Source organism: Paractinoplanes lichenicola (assembly GCF_016785085.1).
GTDB lineage: Bacteria > Actinomycetota > Actinomycetes > Mycobacteriales > Micromonosporaceae > Actinoplanes > Actinoplanes lichenicola.
The window spans coordinates 202,360-218,876 of sequence record NZ_JAENHO010000003.1; the positions used below are offsets into that span (position 1 = coordinate 202,360).

At 71.3% G+C, this 16,517-nt stretch carries 17 protein-coding genes; 13 read left to right on the plus strand and 4 right to left on the minus strand.

The window, feature by feature from the left end:
* Positions 1-83 precede the first annotated feature (83 nt).
* The 13 genes from JKJ07_RS09885 (at position 84) to JKJ07_RS09945 (ending at position 11,735) form a co-directional block, all read left to right on the plus strand.
* A complete protein-coding gene (locus JKJ07_RS09885) occupies positions 84-371 on the plus strand; it encodes a flagellar FlbD family protein (RefSeq protein ID WP_202991118.1) in 288 nt (95 codons plus the stop codon).
* Positions 371-1,162 carry a flagellar motor protein gene (locus tag JKJ07_RS09890; protein WP_202991120.1) on the plus strand — a complete coding sequence of 264 codons (792 nt, stop codon included), beginning with the start codon at positions 371-373 and terminating at the stop codon, positions 1,160-1,162. The genes JKJ07_RS09885 and JKJ07_RS09890 overlap by 1 nt, the downstream gene beginning before the upstream one ends.
* A 4-nt stretch (positions 1,163-1,166) precedes the next feature.
* On the plus strand, positions 1,167-2,183 hold the full coding sequence (locus tag JKJ07_RS09895; RefSeq protein WP_202991122.1) for a flagellar motor protein MotB: 1,017 nt from the start codon (positions 1,167-1,169) through the stop codon (positions 2,181-2,183).
* 12 nt (positions 2,184-2,195) lie between these two features.
* On the plus strand, positions 2,196-2,654 hold the full coding sequence (locus JKJ07_RS09900) for a flagellar basal body-associated FliL family protein (RefSeq protein WP_202991124.1): 459 nt from the start codon (positions 2,196-2,198) through the stop codon (positions 2,652-2,654).
* Positions 2,655-2,771: 117 nt separating this feature from the next.
* Complete coding sequence (locus JKJ07_RS09905; protein ID WP_202991126.1) at positions 2,772-3,719, plus strand: flagellar motor switch protein FliM; 948 nt, start codon at positions 2,772-2,774, stop codon at positions 3,717-3,719.
* Positions 3,716-4,471, plus strand: a complete 756-nt coding sequence (fliN, locus tag JKJ07_RS09910; protein ID WP_202991128.1) for a flagellar motor switch protein FliN — start codon at positions 3,716-3,718, stop codon at positions 4,469-4,471. The genes JKJ07_RS09905 and fliN overlap by 4 nt, the downstream gene beginning before the upstream one ends.
* Positions 4,472-4,476: 5 nt before the next feature.
* Positions 4,477-4,920 carry a flagellar biosynthetic protein FliO gene (gene fliO, locus JKJ07_RS09915; protein WP_202991130.1) on the plus strand — a complete coding sequence of 148 codons (444 nt, stop codon included), beginning with the start codon at positions 4,477-4,479 and terminating at the stop codon, positions 4,918-4,920.
* Positions 4,917-5,774, plus strand: a complete 858-nt coding sequence (gene fliP / locus JKJ07_RS09920; RefSeq protein WP_202991132.1) for a flagellar type III secretion system pore protein FliP — start codon at positions 4,917-4,919, stop codon at positions 5,772-5,774. Before fliO ends, fliP begins: the two co-directional genes overlap by 4 nt.
* Complete coding sequence (locus JKJ07_RS09925) at positions 5,771-6,535, plus strand: flagellar biosynthetic protein FliR (RefSeq protein WP_202991134.1); 765 nt, start codon at positions 5,771-5,773, stop codon at positions 6,533-6,535. Before fliP ends, JKJ07_RS09925 begins: the two co-directional genes overlap by 4 nt.
* Before the next feature lie 8 nt (positions 6,536-6,543).
* Positions 6,544-7,635 carry an EscU/YscU/HrcU family type III secretion system export apparatus switch protein gene (locus JKJ07_RS09930; protein WP_202991136.1) on the plus strand — a complete coding sequence of 364 codons (1,092 nt, stop codon included), beginning with the start codon at positions 6,544-6,546 and terminating at the stop codon, positions 7,633-7,635.
* A gap of 164 nt (positions 7,636-7,799) precedes the next feature.
* On the plus strand, positions 7,800-9,854 hold the full coding sequence (gene flhA / locus JKJ07_RS09935) for a flagellar biosynthesis protein FlhA (RefSeq protein WP_202991138.1): 2,055 nt from the start codon (positions 7,800-7,802) through the stop codon (positions 9,852-9,854).
* Entirely contained in the window at positions 9,832-11,499 is a 1,668-nt protein-coding gene (locus JKJ07_RS09940; RefSeq protein ID WP_202991140.1) for a flagellar biosynthesis protein FlhF, read from the plus strand. The genes flhA and JKJ07_RS09940 overlap by 23 nt, the downstream gene beginning before the upstream one ends.
* On the plus strand, positions 11,496-11,735 hold the full coding sequence (locus JKJ07_RS09945) for a hypothetical protein (protein WP_202991142.1): 240 nt from the start codon (positions 11,496-11,498) through the stop codon (positions 11,733-11,735). Before JKJ07_RS09940 ends, JKJ07_RS09945 begins: the two co-directional genes overlap by 4 nt.
* A 63-nt stretch (positions 11,736-11,798) precedes the next feature.
* On the opposite strand, the gene JKJ07_RS09950 is transcribed toward JKJ07_RS09945, so the two are convergent.
* From JKJ07_RS09950 to JKJ07_RS09965, 4 genes are all read right to left on the minus strand, one after another.
* Entirely contained in the window at positions 11,799-13,622 is a 1,824-nt protein-coding gene (locus JKJ07_RS09950) for a flagellar hook-length control protein FliK (protein ID WP_202991145.1), read from the minus strand.
* A gap of 31 nt (positions 13,623-13,653) precedes the next feature.
* On the minus strand, positions 13,654-14,664 hold the full coding sequence (locus JKJ07_RS09955; protein ID WP_202991147.1) for a transglycosylase SLT domain-containing protein: 1,011 nt from the start codon (positions 14,662-14,664) through the stop codon (positions 13,654-13,656).
* A complete protein-coding gene (locus JKJ07_RS09960; protein ID WP_202991149.1) occupies positions 14,661-15,104 on the minus strand; it encodes a flagellar FliJ family protein in 444 nt (147 codons plus the stop codon). The genes JKJ07_RS09955 and JKJ07_RS09960 overlap by 4 nt, the downstream gene beginning before the upstream one ends.
* Positions 15,105-15,200: 96 nt before the next feature.
* Positions 15,201-16,508: a FliI/YscN family ATPase gene (locus JKJ07_RS09965; RefSeq protein WP_202991151.1), complete on the minus strand. Its 1,308-nt coding sequence runs from the start codon at positions 16,506-16,508 to the stop codon at positions 15,201-15,203.
* Positions 16,509-16,517 lie beyond the last annotated feature (9 nt).

Below are 16,517 nucleotides of genomic sequence, written 5' to 3' on the forward strand. Positions count from 1 at the left end.
GGCCGGGGCAGGCGTCTTCGCGTCTGCCCCGGCCGTCGTCGTGTGAAGCCGATGCCTGCACCACCACCCAGGGATGGCTGTCAGTGATCCTCGTAACTCGCATCAACGGTGCCGTGTTCGCCCTGAACCCCGACCTCGTCGAGCGTGCTGACTGCACGCCCGACACGGTCGTCACGCTGGTCGACGGCACGAAGTACGTCATTGCCGAGTCCGTGCCCGAGTTCATCGAATCAGTGCGGCACTACCGCGCCTCACTGATCGCCCAGGCGAGTCGTCTCGAGGCCGAGCCCACCAACACCCACTCCTCCGCCCCGCCGTCCGCGGACGACGACGACGCCAAGGTGCTTCCGCTGCACCGGAATGGACGCTGATGGACATCTCAACCATCGTCGGTGTAGTCGCCGGCCTCGTCATTGTCTTCACCGTCCAGATCCTGGAGGGCGGCTCGCCGGCCTCCATCCTGCTGATCCCCTCGATGCTGCTGGTGTTCGCCGGTGGTTTCGCCGCCGCCATGGCGGGCGGGGTCATGAAGGACTGGACCGGCGTCGGCACCCAGCTCACCCGGGCTTTCACTCAGAAGGTCACGCCGCCCACCGAGCTGGTCGACGAGGTCGTCAAGCTGGCCGAGCGGGCCCGCCGCGAGGGTCTGCTGGCCCTCGAGGACGCGGTCAAGACGGTCGAGCACCCCTTCCTCAAGCGTGGCCTGCAGCTGGCCATCGACGGCACCGACCCCGACGAGCTGCACGACATCCTGCACGCCGAGATCGCCGCCAAGAAGAAGTCCGACAAGGCCAGCGCGAAGCTGTTCGAGAACATGGGTGGTTACGCGCCGACCATCGGCATCGTCGGCACGGTCATGGGTCTCGTGCACGTGCTCGAGAACCTCGACAAGCCGGACACTCTCGGTCACTCGATCGCCGCCGCGTTCTGCGCCACCCTCTGGGGCGTGCTCAGCGCCAACCTGATCTGGCTGCCGATCGCCTCCCGGCTCGGCCGGCTGAGCGCCGTCGAGGCCGAGGAGATGGAGCTGGTCGTCGACGGCGTCCTGGCCATCCAGGCCGGCTCGAACCCGCGCCTCGTGGCCCAGAAGCTCCGCAGCCTCCTCCCGCCGGACGAGGCCAAGAAGGCCGAGGCGGCCGCGAACACGAAGAAGGCGGCCTGACGCGATGAGCGGTGGCGGGGGCAAGCGCAAGAAGGCTCATGAGGAGCACGAGGAGCACGTCAACCACGAGCGCTGGCTCGTGTCGTACGCCGACATGCTGACCCTGCTGTTCGTTCTCTTCGTGGTTCTGTACTCCATGAGCGACGTCAACATGAAGAAGTTCGCCCAGCTGGCCTCGGGCCTGTCGTCCGGGTTCGGCGCCCAGAGCGTCGCCTTCCAGGGCCAGACCGGCCCGATGGACGGCTCCGGCAACAGCGCCGAGATCGTGCAGATCGACCCGGGGGCCAACCCGGGCGACGGCAAGGCGGGCAACTCCAACATGACGGCTCAGCAGAAGGAGGCGGTCAAGGCCGCGATGGCGGCCGAGGACCGGAAGAAGGCCTCACAGAACGCGGAGGCCGCCACCAAGGAAGCCGAGAACCTCAAGAAGATCGAGAACAAGATCTCCGACGCGCTGGCGGCCCAGAAGCTGCTCGGCTCGGTGCAGTTCACGATCGACCGGCGCGGCCTGGTCGTCACCATCCTGACCAACGAGGTGGTCTTCAACGGCAACCGGGCCGACCTGCAGCCCGGCGGCAAGAAGATCCTCGACGCGATCGCCCCGTCGCTGGCCAAGCTGCCCAACAACATCGAGGTCGACGGCAACACCAACCAGCTCAAGTCCAAGACCACCTTCTACCCGAGCGGCTGGGAGCTCAGCGCGGCCCGCGCGTCCACCACGGTGCGATATCTGATGGACCACGGCGTGGCCAAGAACCGGCTCAGCGCGGTCGGCTTCTCCGACACCAAGCCACTGATCGACCCGAAGGATCCCCGCTCGATCACGATGAACCGCCGCGTCGACGTCGTCGTTCTGACGACGCTCACGGCTGACCAGGCAGCCCTGCTGCCGGCCGCGGCCGGTGCGGACAACAAACTGCACCCGGGTCAAACCTCAGCTGCAGCCAAGGCCGCTCAACAAGCCGCCACCCAGACCGATAACAACAGCGAAGCCAACAACACCAACCCGACGCACGACTGAGAGGAGCTTTCGATGAGCAAGGACGAGACGACCACCACCGCCGCCGACGCCCCCAAGAAGTCCAAGAAAATGCTGATGATCATCGTGGCTGCCGCGGTCGTGCTGCTGGGCGGTGGCGGCGCCGGGGCCTTCTTCATGCTCAAGGGCGACAAGGCCGAGGCGGCGCCGGTCAAGGGCAGCGTCGTGGCCCTCGAGGACGCGATCACGATCAACCTGGCCGACGGGCACTACCTGAAGCTGAACTTCTCGCTGCAGCAGACCGCGGACGCCGGCGCCGAGTCGGTCGACACGAGCGAGGCCCGCGAGCTGGCGATCGACGAGTACACCGGCAAGAAGCTGGCCGACCTCTCGACCGAGAAGGGCCGCGAGGAGCTCAAGTCGGAGCTGACCGCGAAGATCGTGAAGGCGTACACCGAGGACGGCAAGAAGATGGTGATGGGCATGTACTTCACCTCGTTCGTCACCCAGTAACGAAGAGCTAGTAGCCAGTTGGGCGGGTTCACTTCGGTGAACCCGCCCAACTCGCTTTAAGGGGATAAAAACGGTCCTCCGGCTCAGCCGCTCCGGAAACGAGCCGATGGGGACAACGTGACCAACGCCGCACGTACCCCGGGCCGGCTGTCGCGCCGAGGCCAGGGGGCAGGGCCGACCGCTTATGACTTCCGCAAGCCGATCAAACTGTCCCGGGAGCACATCCGGACGCTGCAGATCGCTTTCGAGACGTACGCCCGGAGCTGCGGAACCCTGCTCACCACGCGGCTGCGGGCGGTCAGCAACGTCACGCTGGCCTCGATCGAGCAGCTGAACTACGACGAGTACGTCGCGGCCCTGAACAATCCCACGGTGATCGCCGTGGTGGCGCTCGACCCGCTGCCGGGCACGGCCCTGATGGAGGTCTCCACCTCGGCCTCGATGACCGCGATTGATCACATGCTCGGCGGCCCCGGCGGGCCCCAGCCGGAGCGGCCGCTGACCGAGGTCGAGATGCCCCTGCTGCGCGGCCTGCTCGAGCGGATGCTGGGCGAGCTGCGCTACGGCTTCGAGACGCTGGTCGACATCCACCCCAAGCTCAAGGACATCGAGTACAACGCGCAGTTCCTCCGGGCCCACCAGCCCGGCGACGCCTGCGTGATCGCCTCGTTCGACGTCAAGATCGGCGCCGAGGAGACGATGCACACCTTCTGCCTGCCGTTCAACACGATCTTGCCGGTGCTCTCGCGCACCGAGACGGTGGTGCTGAGCGACGCCGAGCGGGCCACCAAGGAAATGTCGATGCGCAACCTGACGGCCGGCCTTTCCTCGGCCCCGCTGGACGTTGCGGTCCGATTCCAGCCCATTCGCATGCGGACCGATGACATCGTGGACCTACGGCCCGGAGATGTCGTCCCGCTCGGTCATCCGACCAGCCAGCCGCTCGAGGTGACCGTCAACGAGACCGTTTTCGCCCACGCAGTTCCCGGTAACCAGGGTGCCCGGCTCGCCTGTCTCGTCGTGCCCACCCCCAAGGAATCGCCCAAGGAGTCTGGTCGCCCATGACCGCGCCCACCATCACCGCGCCGCAGCTGGCGCTCGCCCGGAACGCGGCCGACGCCGCGCTGGGTGTCCTGCCCACCAGCCGGCCCCTGGCCGTCGCCGAGCCGATCACCGCCAGCGCCGACATCCTGACCGAGGGCCAGGCGGTCACCGCCCGGTTCAGCGGGGCGGCCACCGGCGAGGTCGTCGTGGTGGTCGGGCAGGACCTGGCGGACGCGCTCAAGGAGAGCCCGCTCGGCGAGCTCGACCTGACCGCCGCGGTGCGCCCGGCGCTCGAGGCCGCCGCCCGGGTCTTCGGGCCCGTGGTGCTCGATCCCGGCGTCGTGATGGAGCCGCAGGTGGCCCTGAGCGCGATCGCCGCCAAGGACGGAGCCGTCGCGGTGCCGCTGGTCGAGGGCCCCGAGATCCGCGCCGTGCTGGCCCTCGCGCTGAGCCCGTGGCCGTCCGACGGGCCGGGCGGCGGCAACGTCGCGCGGCGGGAGCCGGCCGGACCCGCGATGCAGCTGCGGGGCGGGCTGGACATGCTGCACGACGTCGAGATGGAGGTCTCGGCGGAGCTGGGCCGCACCCGGATGAGCGTACGGGAGCTCTTGTCGCTGACCCCGGGGGCGATCGTCGAGCTCGACCGGGCCGCCGGCAGCCCGGCCGACCTGCTGGTCAACGGCCGGCTGATCGCGCGCGGCGAGGTCGTCGTGGTCGACGAGAACTTCGGTATCCGGGTCACCGAGATCGTCGCTCCCGGCGTCGAGGGGTAACGGCCTTGTTCGAGCTCGTCCTGCGGATCGGCTTCTCGCTCTTCATCATCCTGGGGATGATGTGGGGCCTGGCCCGGCTCATCCGTCGCCCGCTGCTCGGCCGCGGGCACGGCACGCTGGAGGTGCTCAACCGCCAGCAGCTCTCGCGGGGCGCCTCGCTGGCCGTGGTCAAGGTGGCCGACCGGGCGATGATCCTGGGCGTCACCGATCAGCAGGTCAGTCTGCTCGGCGAGACCGAGGTCGAGATCTTCGAGCATCATCACGCCGAGCATCGCGACCACCTGGAAGTGGACGACGAACTGGCCGCCGAGCTGGCCGACGGGCCCAAGGACCTGCCCGGACGGCATCCGGCGGCGCCCCGGCCGGGCCGGCTCGAGGGCTCGATCCTCTCGCCGCGCACCTGGAAGACGGCGGTGGAGTTCCTCCGCGATCGGACCAGTCACCGATGATCAAGCGCGCGTTGTTGCTGTCGCTGGCGAGCCTGTGGTTCGCGCTGGTGCTCCTGCCCGGGGCGGCGAGCGCGGAGCCTTCCCGTACGCCGGCGGCACCGCAACGCGCGCCCGCGTCCGTGGTGGTCGCCCTGCCCGAGCGAGCCCCCGCGCCGCCGAGCCCGCCGACCCGCCCCGGCCGTCCCAACATCAACGTCAACATCAACGGCACCAACCCGGACGGCAGCCGCCCGGCCACGTCGCTGATCATCATGCTGGGCCTGACCGTGCTCTCGGTCGCGCCCGCGTTGCTGTTGCTCTGCACGTGCTTCACCAAGATCTTCATGGTGCTCGGCATCACCCGCAACGCGCTCGGCCTGACCAGCATGCCGCCCAACCAGGTGCTGGCCGGCCTGGCCCTGTTCATCAGCCTGTTCATCATGGGCCCGACCGTGTCGGCGATGAACGAGCAGGGCGTGCAGCCCTATCTCAAGGGCGACAAGACCCAGTCGCAGGCCTTCAAGGACGGCGTGAAGCCGTTGCAGGACTTCATGTGGAAGACCACCCGTGAGGACGAGGTGGCCTTGATGATCAAGCTGTCGGGCGACGAGCGGCCGCGCAACCGCAACGACGTCGAGCTGACCACGCTGGTCCCCGCCTTCGTCCTGTCCGAGCTGCGGGCCGCCTTCATCATCGGCTTCGTCATCTTCATCCCGTTCCTGCTGATCGACATGGTCGTCTCGGCGTCCCTGATGTCGCTGGGCATGATGATGCTGCCCCCGGTGACTGTTGCTTTACCCTTCAAGCTTCTGCTGTTCGTGCTGGTCAACGGGTGGGGGTTGATCCTCACGGCGCTGGTGGCGTCCTACCGATGAACCTCAGCGTCCCGACCGCCGAGCTGCTGGCCCTGATGCTCGGCGCGGCCCGTACGGGGGCCTGGATGATGGTGTGCCCGCCGTTCAACTCGCGGCTCATCCCGGGCACGGTCAAGGCGCTACTCTCGATCGGGTTGACCCTGCCGATGGCGCCCTACCTGCGGGGCACCATGCCGTCGCTGCAGACGTCGGACATCATCTTCAGCATCCTGATCCAGGTGTTCGTGGGGGCCGGGCTCGGCTTCGTCACCGCGATCCTGTTCGCCGCGCTGCAGGCGGCCGGTGACCTGATCGACCTGTTCGGCGGTTTCACGCTGGCCATGGGCTACGACCCGCTCTCGCAGAACCAGAGCTCGATCTTCGGCCGGTTCTACAACCTCATCGCGGTCACCCTGCTCTTCGCCACCGACGGCCATCAGCTGGTGCTGCGGGGCTTCCTGCAGACGTTCAAGACCGTGCCATTGAATTGGACCTTCTCGCCCGGCACGTTCTCCGAGCTGCTGATCAAAGGACTCGGCGAGCTGTTCCTGGCCGCCGTCCAGATCGCCGGCCCGCTGATCGCCGTCCTGTTCCTCACCGACGTGGCGTTCGGCCTGCTGAACCGGGTCGCGCCGGCGCTCAACGCGTTCCAGCTGGGCTTCCCGGCCAAGATCTTCATGGTGCTGCTGATCTCCGGTATCGCCATCACCGCCCTGCCCGGCGTGCTCGACTCGATCGTCGGGCGCGCGGTCAGCGCCGTGCTCCAGCTCACCGGTACTTAGGGGGTGACATGTCGGGCGAGAAGACTGAACAACCGACACCCCAGAAACTCAAGAAGGCCAAGCGCGAAGGCCAGATCGGCAAGAGCCAGGACATCGGCGCCTGGTTCGGCATGCTGGCCGCGAGCGTGATGCTGCCGCGCACCCTGGAACAGGCGATGAAACACGCCGAGGCGCTGGTGGCGCAGATCCCCGACATCATCGCCGATCCCGAGCCGGCCCAGGCGATGGCCCTGCTCAAGGAGGCCATGATGGGCACGGTGTGGGCCGTGCTGCCGCTCTCGCTGACGATGATGGTGGTCGGCATCGCCGCGGCCGGCGCCCAGGGCGGCATCCGGGTCGCGACCAAGCTGTTCATCCCCAAGTTCAACCGGCTGAACCCGTTGCCCGGCATCAAGAAGATGCTCGGCCCCCAGTCCCTCTGGGAGGGCACCAAGGCCCTGGTCAAGACCGGCGTGCTGGGCGGCGTGCTCTACACCACGACCAAGGACGTCTTCCCGGCGCTGATGAGCGCCGGGCAGCTGCCGCTGGCCGCGCTGTTCGGCACGGTCACCGACGCCGCCCTCAACCTGATCCGGGCCGCCTCGGTGGCCGGCATCGCCATGGCCGCGGCCGACTACTTCGTCGTGCGCCGGCGCACCAACAAGTCGCTGCGGATGACCAAGGAAGAGGTCAAGCAGGAGTACAAGAACAGCGAGGGCGACCCGCTGATCAAGGCCCAGATCCGGGCGCGGCAGATGGCGATGGCCCGCAACCGGCAGATGGCCGACGTGCCGACCGCGGACGTCGTGATGGTCAACCCGACCCACGTGGCGGTGGCGCTGCGCTACGAGGCGCAGAAGGGCGCGCCGCGGGTGGTGGCCAAGGGCCAGGGTCCGCTCGCCACCAAGATCCGCGAGCTGGCGGGCGAGCACCGGGTGCCCATGGTCGAGGACAAGCCGCTGGCCCGCGCGCTCTACGGCGGCGTCGAGGTGGGCCACGAGATCCCGGCCGAGTTCTTCGGCGCGGTGGCCCGGGTGCTGGCGTTCGTCATGAGCCTGAAGGTGAAGGGCTCGGCGGCAGGGCTGCACCGCAACCCACATTCTGAATCAGAAGCCGCATAACTGAAAAGTTAGGAGATTTCCTCACATAGGTACCTCGTACGGGGGAAGATCGGCTTGCGGGATCACCCCTCGCTCAGTGCAGGCGACGGATCGCCGAAGAGGGATACGCCAGGACGGCGAACCGCGCGCAGGGATGGCTCCAACGTCCTTTCCTGGAAGGTGCCGTGAAGAACCGCAACATCAGCAAGCTTGCCGTGCCCGTCGGGGTCGTCGGCATCGTCCTCATGATGGTCGTGCCGTTGCCGACCTTCCTGCTGGACATGCTGATCGCGCTCAACATCACCGCGGCCCTGCTGATCATGTTGACCAGCATGTTCGTCCAGAAACCGCTCGACTTCTCGATCTTTCCGGCCCTGCTGCTGGTGGCCACCCTGTTCCGCCTCGCGCTCAACATCAGCGCGACCCGGCTGGTGCTGAGCGAGGGCGACGCCGGCAAGGTGATTCACGCGTTCGGCAGCTTCGTGGTCGGTGGCAACCTCGTCATCGGCCTCGTCATCTTCCTGATCCTGGTGATCGTCCAGATGGTCGTGGTCACCAAGGGCGCCGAGCGGGTGGCCGAGGTCGGCGCCCGCTTCACCCTCGACGCCATGCCCGGCAAGCAGATGGCGATCGACGCCGACCTCAACGCCGGCCTGATCGACGAGGACCAGGCCAAGAAGCGCCGGGCCGAGGTGGGCGCGGAGGCCGAGTTCTACGGCGCCATGGACGGTGGCTCCAAGTTCGTCAAGGGCGACGCCATCGCCGCCGTCATCATCACGCTGATCAACCTGGTCGGCGGTTTCGCGATCGGCGTGGCCCAGCAGGGCATGGCAGCCGGCGACGCGATGAACCACTACAGCCTGCTGAGCATCGGCGACGGCCTGGTCTCGCAGATTCCCGCGCTGCTGCTGTCGGTGGCCACCGGTCTGATCGTGACCCGCTCGGCCACCTCGGGCGACATGGGCTCGACGGTCACCACCCAGCTCAGCCAGAACAAGCTCGCGCTGCGCATCGCCGGCGGCGCGTCGCTCGCCCTCTGCGTCATCCCGGGCCTGCCGAAGGTTCCCTTCCTGGTCGTCGGCGCGGCCGTCCTGATCGCCGCGCAGAAGATCAAGGACCCGGTGCCCGAGGAGGAGGTGGCGGCGGCCGCGGCGGCCGGCGAGGCGGTCGACATGCCGCCCCCGGACTCGCCCGAGCAGCTCCTCGGCGAGATGCGCGTCGACCCGCTCGAGCTCGCGCTCTCACCCGACCTCGTCGATCTGGTCGACGCCAGCAGCGGGGACCTGCTCGACCGGGTCCGGGCCCTGCGCCGCAAGATGGCCATGGAGCTGGGCGTGATCATGCCGCCGGTGCGGACGCGCGACGATCTCGACCTGCCGCTCTCCTCGTACGCCATCCGGATCTCCGGCACCGACGCGGGCACCGGCGAGGCGCCGCCCGGCACGGTGCTGGCGATCGGCGACGGGCTGCAGGGCCTGCCCGGCAAGGCCGGCGTCGAGCCGGTGTTCGGCCTGCCCGGCAAGTGGGTGCCGTCCGAGCTGCACTATCAGGCCGAGCTCTCCGGGGCGACCGTGGTCGACCGGGCCAGCGTGATCATCACGCATCTGGCCGAGGTGGTCCGCAGCAACGCGAGCCGGCTGCTCGGCCGCGAGGACGTGCGCGCGCTGACCGAGACGGTCAAGCGCACCCACCCGGTCGTGGTCGAGGAGCTGACCCCCGCGGTGCTCAGCCTCGGCCAGATCCAGAAAGTGCTCCAAGGGCTTCTCGACGAGGGCGTGCCGATCCGCGACCTGGTCCGCATCTTCGAGGCGCTCTCCCTTCGGGCAAAGGTCTCCGTCGACCAGGACAGCCTGGTCGAGGCGGCCCGTGCGGCGCTGGGTCCCGCTATCGCGGCTCAGTACACGACCGCCGGCCGTCTCACGGTGATCACGCTCGATCCCATGCTCGAGCAGCAACTGCTCGAATCTCTGCGGCCCAGCGAGACGGGGGCCTTCATGGCGATCGACGGCATGCGTGCCGAGGCGATCGTCAGCGAGGCGGCCCGGCTCACCGAGACCGCGGAACAGCAGGGTCTGGCCCCGGTGCTGGCCTGCTCGCCACAGCTGCGACTGCCCCTGATGCGCCTCCTGCGTGCCGGCTCCCGCCGGATCCAGGTGCTGTCGTACGGCGAAATCTCTGGTTCCACAGCACAGATCGAAACGATTGGGGTGGTCAACGGTGCCTACGCGGGTGCTGCTTGAGGGACCGGCCATCGAGCCGCTTCTGGCTCAGGTGCGCGATGAGTACGGCTCCCGTGTCCGGATCATCTCCGCCGACAAGGTCCGCAGTGGCGGTGTCGGTGGCTTCTTCGCGAAACAGCATTACGAGCTGTCGGTCGAGGTGCCGGACCCGAACGAGGACAGGAATGACATGGCTTCACGGATGAAGACGGCCGACACCGGCCAGCACAGCCTGGAACGGCTCCTCGAGCGGGCCGAGTCGCAGGACCGGTTGGACGACCCGGGCCGGGCGGCGCCCCGTCCGTTCGGGGGCAGCGCCTCACCGCGCTCGGTGACGCCGGCGTCGTTCGGCATGACCCGGCCGGCCGAGGCCGCGTCCCGGCCCGCCGAGACCGCCCCGCGGCCCGCCGCGGCCGAGCACGGGTTCGGCGCCGACGAGGGCCGCAGCGCCGCGTTCGGGGACACCGGGGCCGCGTTCGCCGAGCTGATGGCCGGCCTCAACGGCGGTGACCAGCTCACGTCGCGGCCCAAGCCGGCGCCGCGGGAGGAGCCGGCCCCGACCGTACGGCCGTTCCGTCCGGCCGCGGCCAGCGAGTCGCCGGTCAACGTGGTGCGGCCGCCCGTCTCGGCCCCGCCCGCCCCGGCTCCGGTCATGCCGGCCGTGGTCGCACCGCAGTCGCCCGCCGCTCCGTCCTTCGTGACCGAGCCGCCCGCGCCCCCGGTGGCCGTCGCGCCGGTGTCGCCCGCGCCCGTGTCACCCGCGCCGGTCTCGCCCGCGCCCCGCCTCGCCGACCGGATCGGTGGCCTGGCCGCGAGCGAGATCGAGATCGACGAGGAGCCGCCGCCGCCCGCGCCCGAGCCGGTCGTGCAGACGGCCCCGGCCGAGACGTACGGGTTCCAGCCGGCCTCGCCGGTCTCGGCCGTCCCGGCCCCCGCGCCGGCCGCGGCCGCTCCGGCGGTCGCCGACAACGAGCCGGTCGTCCGGAACCTGATGTCGGTGGGCATGCCGGAGCACATGGCCCGCCAGATCACCGGCAGCGACACGTACGCGGGTGTGCTGAGCGTGCTGGCCGCGCGGCCCAGCGCCCCAGCCATCCCGGACGGGCCGGGTGAGATCCTGGTGCTCGCGGGCGACATCAACCTGGGGGTCACCATCGGCCGCCAACTGCTCGAGCAGATCGGCGTGCCGGAGAACCACCTCCTGCTGGCCGCGCAGTCGACGGCCGGCACCGGGCTGCACTCGTCCCGGCTGATCTCGACGCCGGAGGCGGCCGAGAGCCGCACCGAGAAGCTGCACAGCGCCGAGGAACCCTGGGTCGTCGTGCTCGAGGCGCCGGTCGGCGGCACCGACCCGATCTGGGTCAACGAGATGTGCGACGCGATCGGGGCCACCGCGGTCTGGGCGGTTGTCGACGCCACCCGCAAGACCGCCGACAGCGGCCGTCACCTGCGGGCCCTCGGCGAGGTCGAGTCGCTGGTGGTGCACGGCGTCGAGCTGACCGGCGACCCGGCCTCGGTGCTCGGCCTGGACCTGCCGATCTTCTCGCTGGACGGCAAGCCGGCCACCCCGCACGCCTGGGCCGCCATGCTCTGCGCGCGGATCGCGTCCGACGTCATGCCGGTCGCCGCGGCCCCGCGGCGCGTCACCCGATCGGCGCGGCAGTGATTCGTCCATCGGTCCTGCTGTTCGCGCTCCTGATGAGCGCGCCGGCGCTGTATCGCTACGTGCTCGACGAGGTCGACATCACCGAGGTACTGATCCGGTTCGTGATCGCCGTGCCGATCGCCGCCCTGCTGCTCGCGGGGTTGCGGTTCGTCACCGCGGGTTACGGCCGGCCGGAGGGGAAGCCGGAAGGCACCCCGGTGACACCGACCCCGCTCGACGCGGAGAAGCCGGCCTGACAGGTCCACGTGAAGAGGGGGTGACCGCTGCGGCGGTCACCCCCTCTTCGCATGTCCTGGCGGCTAGGCGGTCGTGTCCAGCCGGCTGGAGCCCGGAGCGGCGGGCCGGATCGTCGGCACGGTCGTCTCGGCGGGCCCGACGGCCGGGCCGGTCTCGCGCCGCCCGCCGCCGGGGAAGCCGGCCGCGGCGAACTGCTGCCGCGCCTGCTCCTGCTGGGCGTTGCCCTGCCGCAGGTCGAGCGACGTATTGCGGAAGCCGGCGTCGTTGAGCTCGCGCCGCAGGTCGTCCATGGCGTTGCGCAGGGCCTCGTTGCCGGCGTCGGTGCCGCTGGTCAGCTGCACGTTGATCTCGCCGTTGCGGATCTCGGCCACCACCTGCACCGGGCCCAGGTCGACCGGGTGCAGGTTCACGGTCAGCCGGTGCACGCCGTCCGCGTCCAGCTTGAGCGGCACGATCCGCATGGCGAGCTGGGCCGCGGGCGGCTGGAAGGCCGGCGCCGAGGCGGGCGGCGGCGGGGTGCCGGCGGCGGGCGCGGCCGGGGCGGCCGCCTGCGGCCCGGAGACCCCGGCCAGGCCGGCCTGCCCGAGCGTGCCCGGGTTGGCGGTGCCGTCCGGCGCCACGCCCGGCGCGGCGCCCGGGTTGACCGGGTTGGCGGTCGCGGTGCCGGCGGTGGCGTCGGGCGCGGCCTGGTCGGGCAGGGCCCCGGGCTGGGCCGGGGCCGCGTCGGGCCCGCCGGCGGCCGTCGTTCCGGTGGTGTCGGCCGGGGACGACGCAGGGCCCGTGGGCGCCTCGGCTCCGGTGCCGGTCGCGGCCCCGGCTCCGGCGTCGGCCGGCGGCGTGGGCGGCGGGGCGAGACCGGCCGGGCGGGGGCCGGCCGGGGGCACCTCGGTGGCGGCGGGCGAGGTCAGCGCGTTCGCGGCGTCGGCCGCAGCCAGCGGGCCGGCCGGGGTCGCGGTGCCGGTCGGATCCGTGCCGACGGCCTGGCGGCCGTCCCCCGGGCCCGCGGCCGGGCCACCCTGGGCGGCCGCGCCGCTCTGGGCGAGCTGCGCCGCGAGGGCCGGTGGGAGCGCTGTGCCAGGGCCCGGCTGGGGGGTGGCGGCGGGGGCGGCCTGTTTCGAGGGTCCGCCGGCGGCCTCTTGACCGCTCGCGTCGGCTGCCGCCGGTGCCGGTGTGTTCGGGGCCGCGGCCGGCTGACCGGCCGCGGCGGCCATCGCGGCGCCGGTCTGGGCGACGGCGGCCGCGGTGGCCTGGGCGTCGGCTGTCTGGGCGCCGGCGGCGTCCGGCTTACCGGCGGCGCCGGTCTCGTCGGCGTCCGCCCGGTCGCTGTCGCCGGTCCGCTCGGTGCCCCCCTGGCCGTCGGCGCGCTCGGCTCGGCCGGCGTCGGCCCGCTCGGTTCCGGCCCGGTCGGCCGGACCGCGGTCGCCGGCCCGATCGGTGCGGTCGGCCCGGTCGGCCCGGTCGGTTCGATCGGCCCGCCGGTCCGGGTCCGAGCGGCGGGCCGCGTCGGCCCGGTCGGTGTCGGTGCGGTTCGTGGCGGTGTCCCGGTCGGCGGTGCGGCGCTGGTCGTCGTCCGCGCGGCGCTGGCCGGCCCGGTTCGCCGCGGCGGCCCGGTCGGCCGCCTCGCGCTGCAGGGCGCTGCGCCCGGCCGCGGCCCGCCCGGCGTCGGCCCGGCGGTCGGCGTCCCGCTCGGCGGCCCGGTCCTCGGCGGCCCGTCGCCCGGCGGCCTCGCGGTCCCCGGTCCGGGTCGGCTCGTCCCGCTTCGGCTTGTCGAGCTCGGCCGAGAGCGCGGAGCCGAACTCCTCCCCGCCCTCGCCCCGCTTCGGCGCGGGGCGCCGGGCGATGTCGGCGGTGCGGTCGGCTCCGCTCACGGAATTCGGCATCTTCATGCGGCTCTCCTGAGATCGGGCGGTCGGCGGATCAGCCGCCGAGCGCGGCGAGGGCCTTCTGGACCTTCGGGACGTACGCCTGGGTCTCCGAGAACGGCGGGATGCCGCCGTACCGGTGCACCGCGCCGCCGCCCGCGTTGTAGGCGGCCAGGGCCAGCGGCAGCGACTTGAACTCGCGCAGGTTGCGGGACAGCAGCTTGGCGCCGCCGTTGATGGCCTGCGCCGGGTCGAACGAGTCCTTGACGCCGAGCCCCCGCGCGGTCGACGGCATCAGCTGCATCAGGCCCTGGGCGCCGGCCTTGCTGACGGCCTTGGGGTCGTACCCGGACTCGACCTTGGCCACCGCCGCGAGCAGCTTGGGTGAGACGCCGTACCGGTTGCCGGCCTGCACGAACAGGTCGGCGTAGGGCACCCCGGCCAGCGAGCCGGTGCCCTGCAGGCTGGCCGGGCGGACCGCGGAGACGGCGTTCTGCGGGGCGACCGGGAGGTCCGAGACGACGCGGCGGATGTGCGTCGGCTTCTCGTACACGCTCTGGATCTTGACGTGATCGCCGGGCTTCGGGGCCGCGATCATCTTGTTGTCGCCGAGATAGATGGCGACGTGGTCGACGGGGGAGTCGAAGGCGAGGATGTCGCCCGGCTTGGCCTGGGCCAGGTTGGCCACCGGCTCGCCCGCCTTGGCCTGCTGGTGCGACAGGCGGGGCAGCTTGATGCCGAGGTCGCTGTAGGCCCGCTGGACCAGCGCCGAGCAGTCCAGGCCCTTGTCCGGGTCGGTGCTGCCGAAGACGTACGGGGTGCCGAGGTATTTCTTGGCCGCGTCGACGACGTTCTGACCGGTGGCCTGACTGTTCAGCCGCATGCCGGCCCCGGCCTGACCGGTGGCGCTGGCCAGCGCGGAGGCGAACGTGCTGGTGCCGCCGGGGCCGGTCGTGCTCACGGTGCCGGTCGTGCCGGTGGCGCCCGGGGCCGGGTTGACCGGGGTGAGCCCGAGCTGGCCCTGCAGCTCCTGGATGCGGTTGAGCACCCCGGTGACACCGATCATTCAGCGCCCCCGCTGCGGGCGGCGTTGCGGGCCTTGCTCGTCATCGCCAGCTCGTCCAGGTTGGCCTGGTCCTTGCGCAGGTCGTTGGCCCGCACCATCTCGGCGTGTCGCTCGGCCATCATCTCGACCGCGCGCCGGCGCTTGGCCGCGTCGGCCAGCACGGCCATCCGCTCGCGCTCGACCTCCTCGGCCTCCTCGACCATGCGGTGCGCGCTCATCAGGGCCCCGGCCAGCGACTGGCGGGCGACGAGGCCGGCCACGATGGCCCGGGCCGTGCCCTCGGTGGGCGCCTCCGCGCCGACCAGGTCGAGTTGCTTACGACGTACGAGGTCCTGGGCCTCACGGATCTGGGCGCGGGACTGGATCACGGCGCCCTTGGCCGCGTCCTCCTGGGCCTTGCGGGCGCGGAGCACGGGCGAGAGCCGGAAGAAACGGTTCACGATCTGCCTCCTAGTGCGGCCGTGGACGGGCCCTCACCTATCCCGGTCGGCCCCGCCACCGATTCGCTGAGCTTCTGCACCCGAGCTGCAACTGGCTCAAGAAGCGGCGATCAGCGCTCGCAATTGGGCCCAGGCCTCCTCGGCGGTGACGCGTTCGTCGAGGCCCTGGCGCAGGAACGCGTTGATGTGGGGCCAGATCGCGGTCGCGCGGTCGGCGTCCGGGTTGGTGCCGGCCACGTAGGCGCCGATCTCGACCAGCTCGCGGACGTCGCGGTGGGCGGCCATCAGCCGGCGCAGCTCGGTGGCGTCCGCGCGCTGCTCCTTGCTCGTGATCTTGTTGGCCACGCGGGAGATCGAGTCGAGCGCCTGGATGCTGGGGAAGTGGCCGGCCGTGGCCAGTTTGCGGTCGAGCACCACGTGGCCGTCGAGGATCGAGCGGGCCGCGTCGGCGATCGGCTCGTTGTGGTCGTCACCCTCGACCAGCACGGTGTAGAGGCCGGTGATGCTGCCGCGCGCACCCGGCCCGGCCCGCTCGAGCAGCGAGGCCAGCATCGCGAACACCGACGGCGGATATCCGCGGGTGGCGGGCGGCTCACCCACCGACAAGCCCACCTCGCGCTGCGCCATGGCCGCACGGGTCACGCTGTCCATCATCAGCAGCACGTCGGCGCCCTCGTCGCGGTAGTACTCGGCGATCCGGGTGGCCACCGCGCCGGCCCGCAGACGCACCAGCGGCGGGGTGTCCGAGGTCGCGATCACCACCACGGACCGGGCCAGGCCCTCCTCGCCCAGGTCGTGCTCGATGAACTCGCGGACCTCGCGACCGCGCTCGCCGACCAGCGCCACGACGTTGAGCTCGGCCGAGGTGCCCCGCGTGATCATGCTCATCAGCGTGGACTTGCCGACGCCGGAGCCCGCGAAGATGCCGATGCGCTGGCCCCGCCCGCACGGCACGAGCGTGTCCAGCACTCGTACGCCCAGGGACATCGGTTTGTCGACCAGCTGCCGCTCCATCGCCGACGGGGGCGCCGCGTCGATGCTGACCATGTGCCCCTTGAGCGGCGGCCCGCCGTCCATCGGGCGGCCCAGCCCGTCCAGGATCCGGCCCTGCAGGTCGGGGCCGACGGCGACCCGCAGCGGCCCGCCCGTGCCGACCACCGGGGTGCCCGCGCCCAGGCCGGCGATCGGGCCGAGTGGCAGGCAGGAGAGCTTGTCGCCGTCGATGGCGGCGACCTCGGCGAAGATCGCCTCCGGGCCCTCGCCCATCTGCACCAGGTCACCGACCCGGGCATCGACCCCGCTGACGGTCACCCGCAGGCCGACCGCCCCGGTCACCCGGCCCCGGGTGAGCGGGCGGGCCGCCTCGATCGCCGCCGACATGCGGTGGCGGAACACGTCCGTCATGGTGTGCCT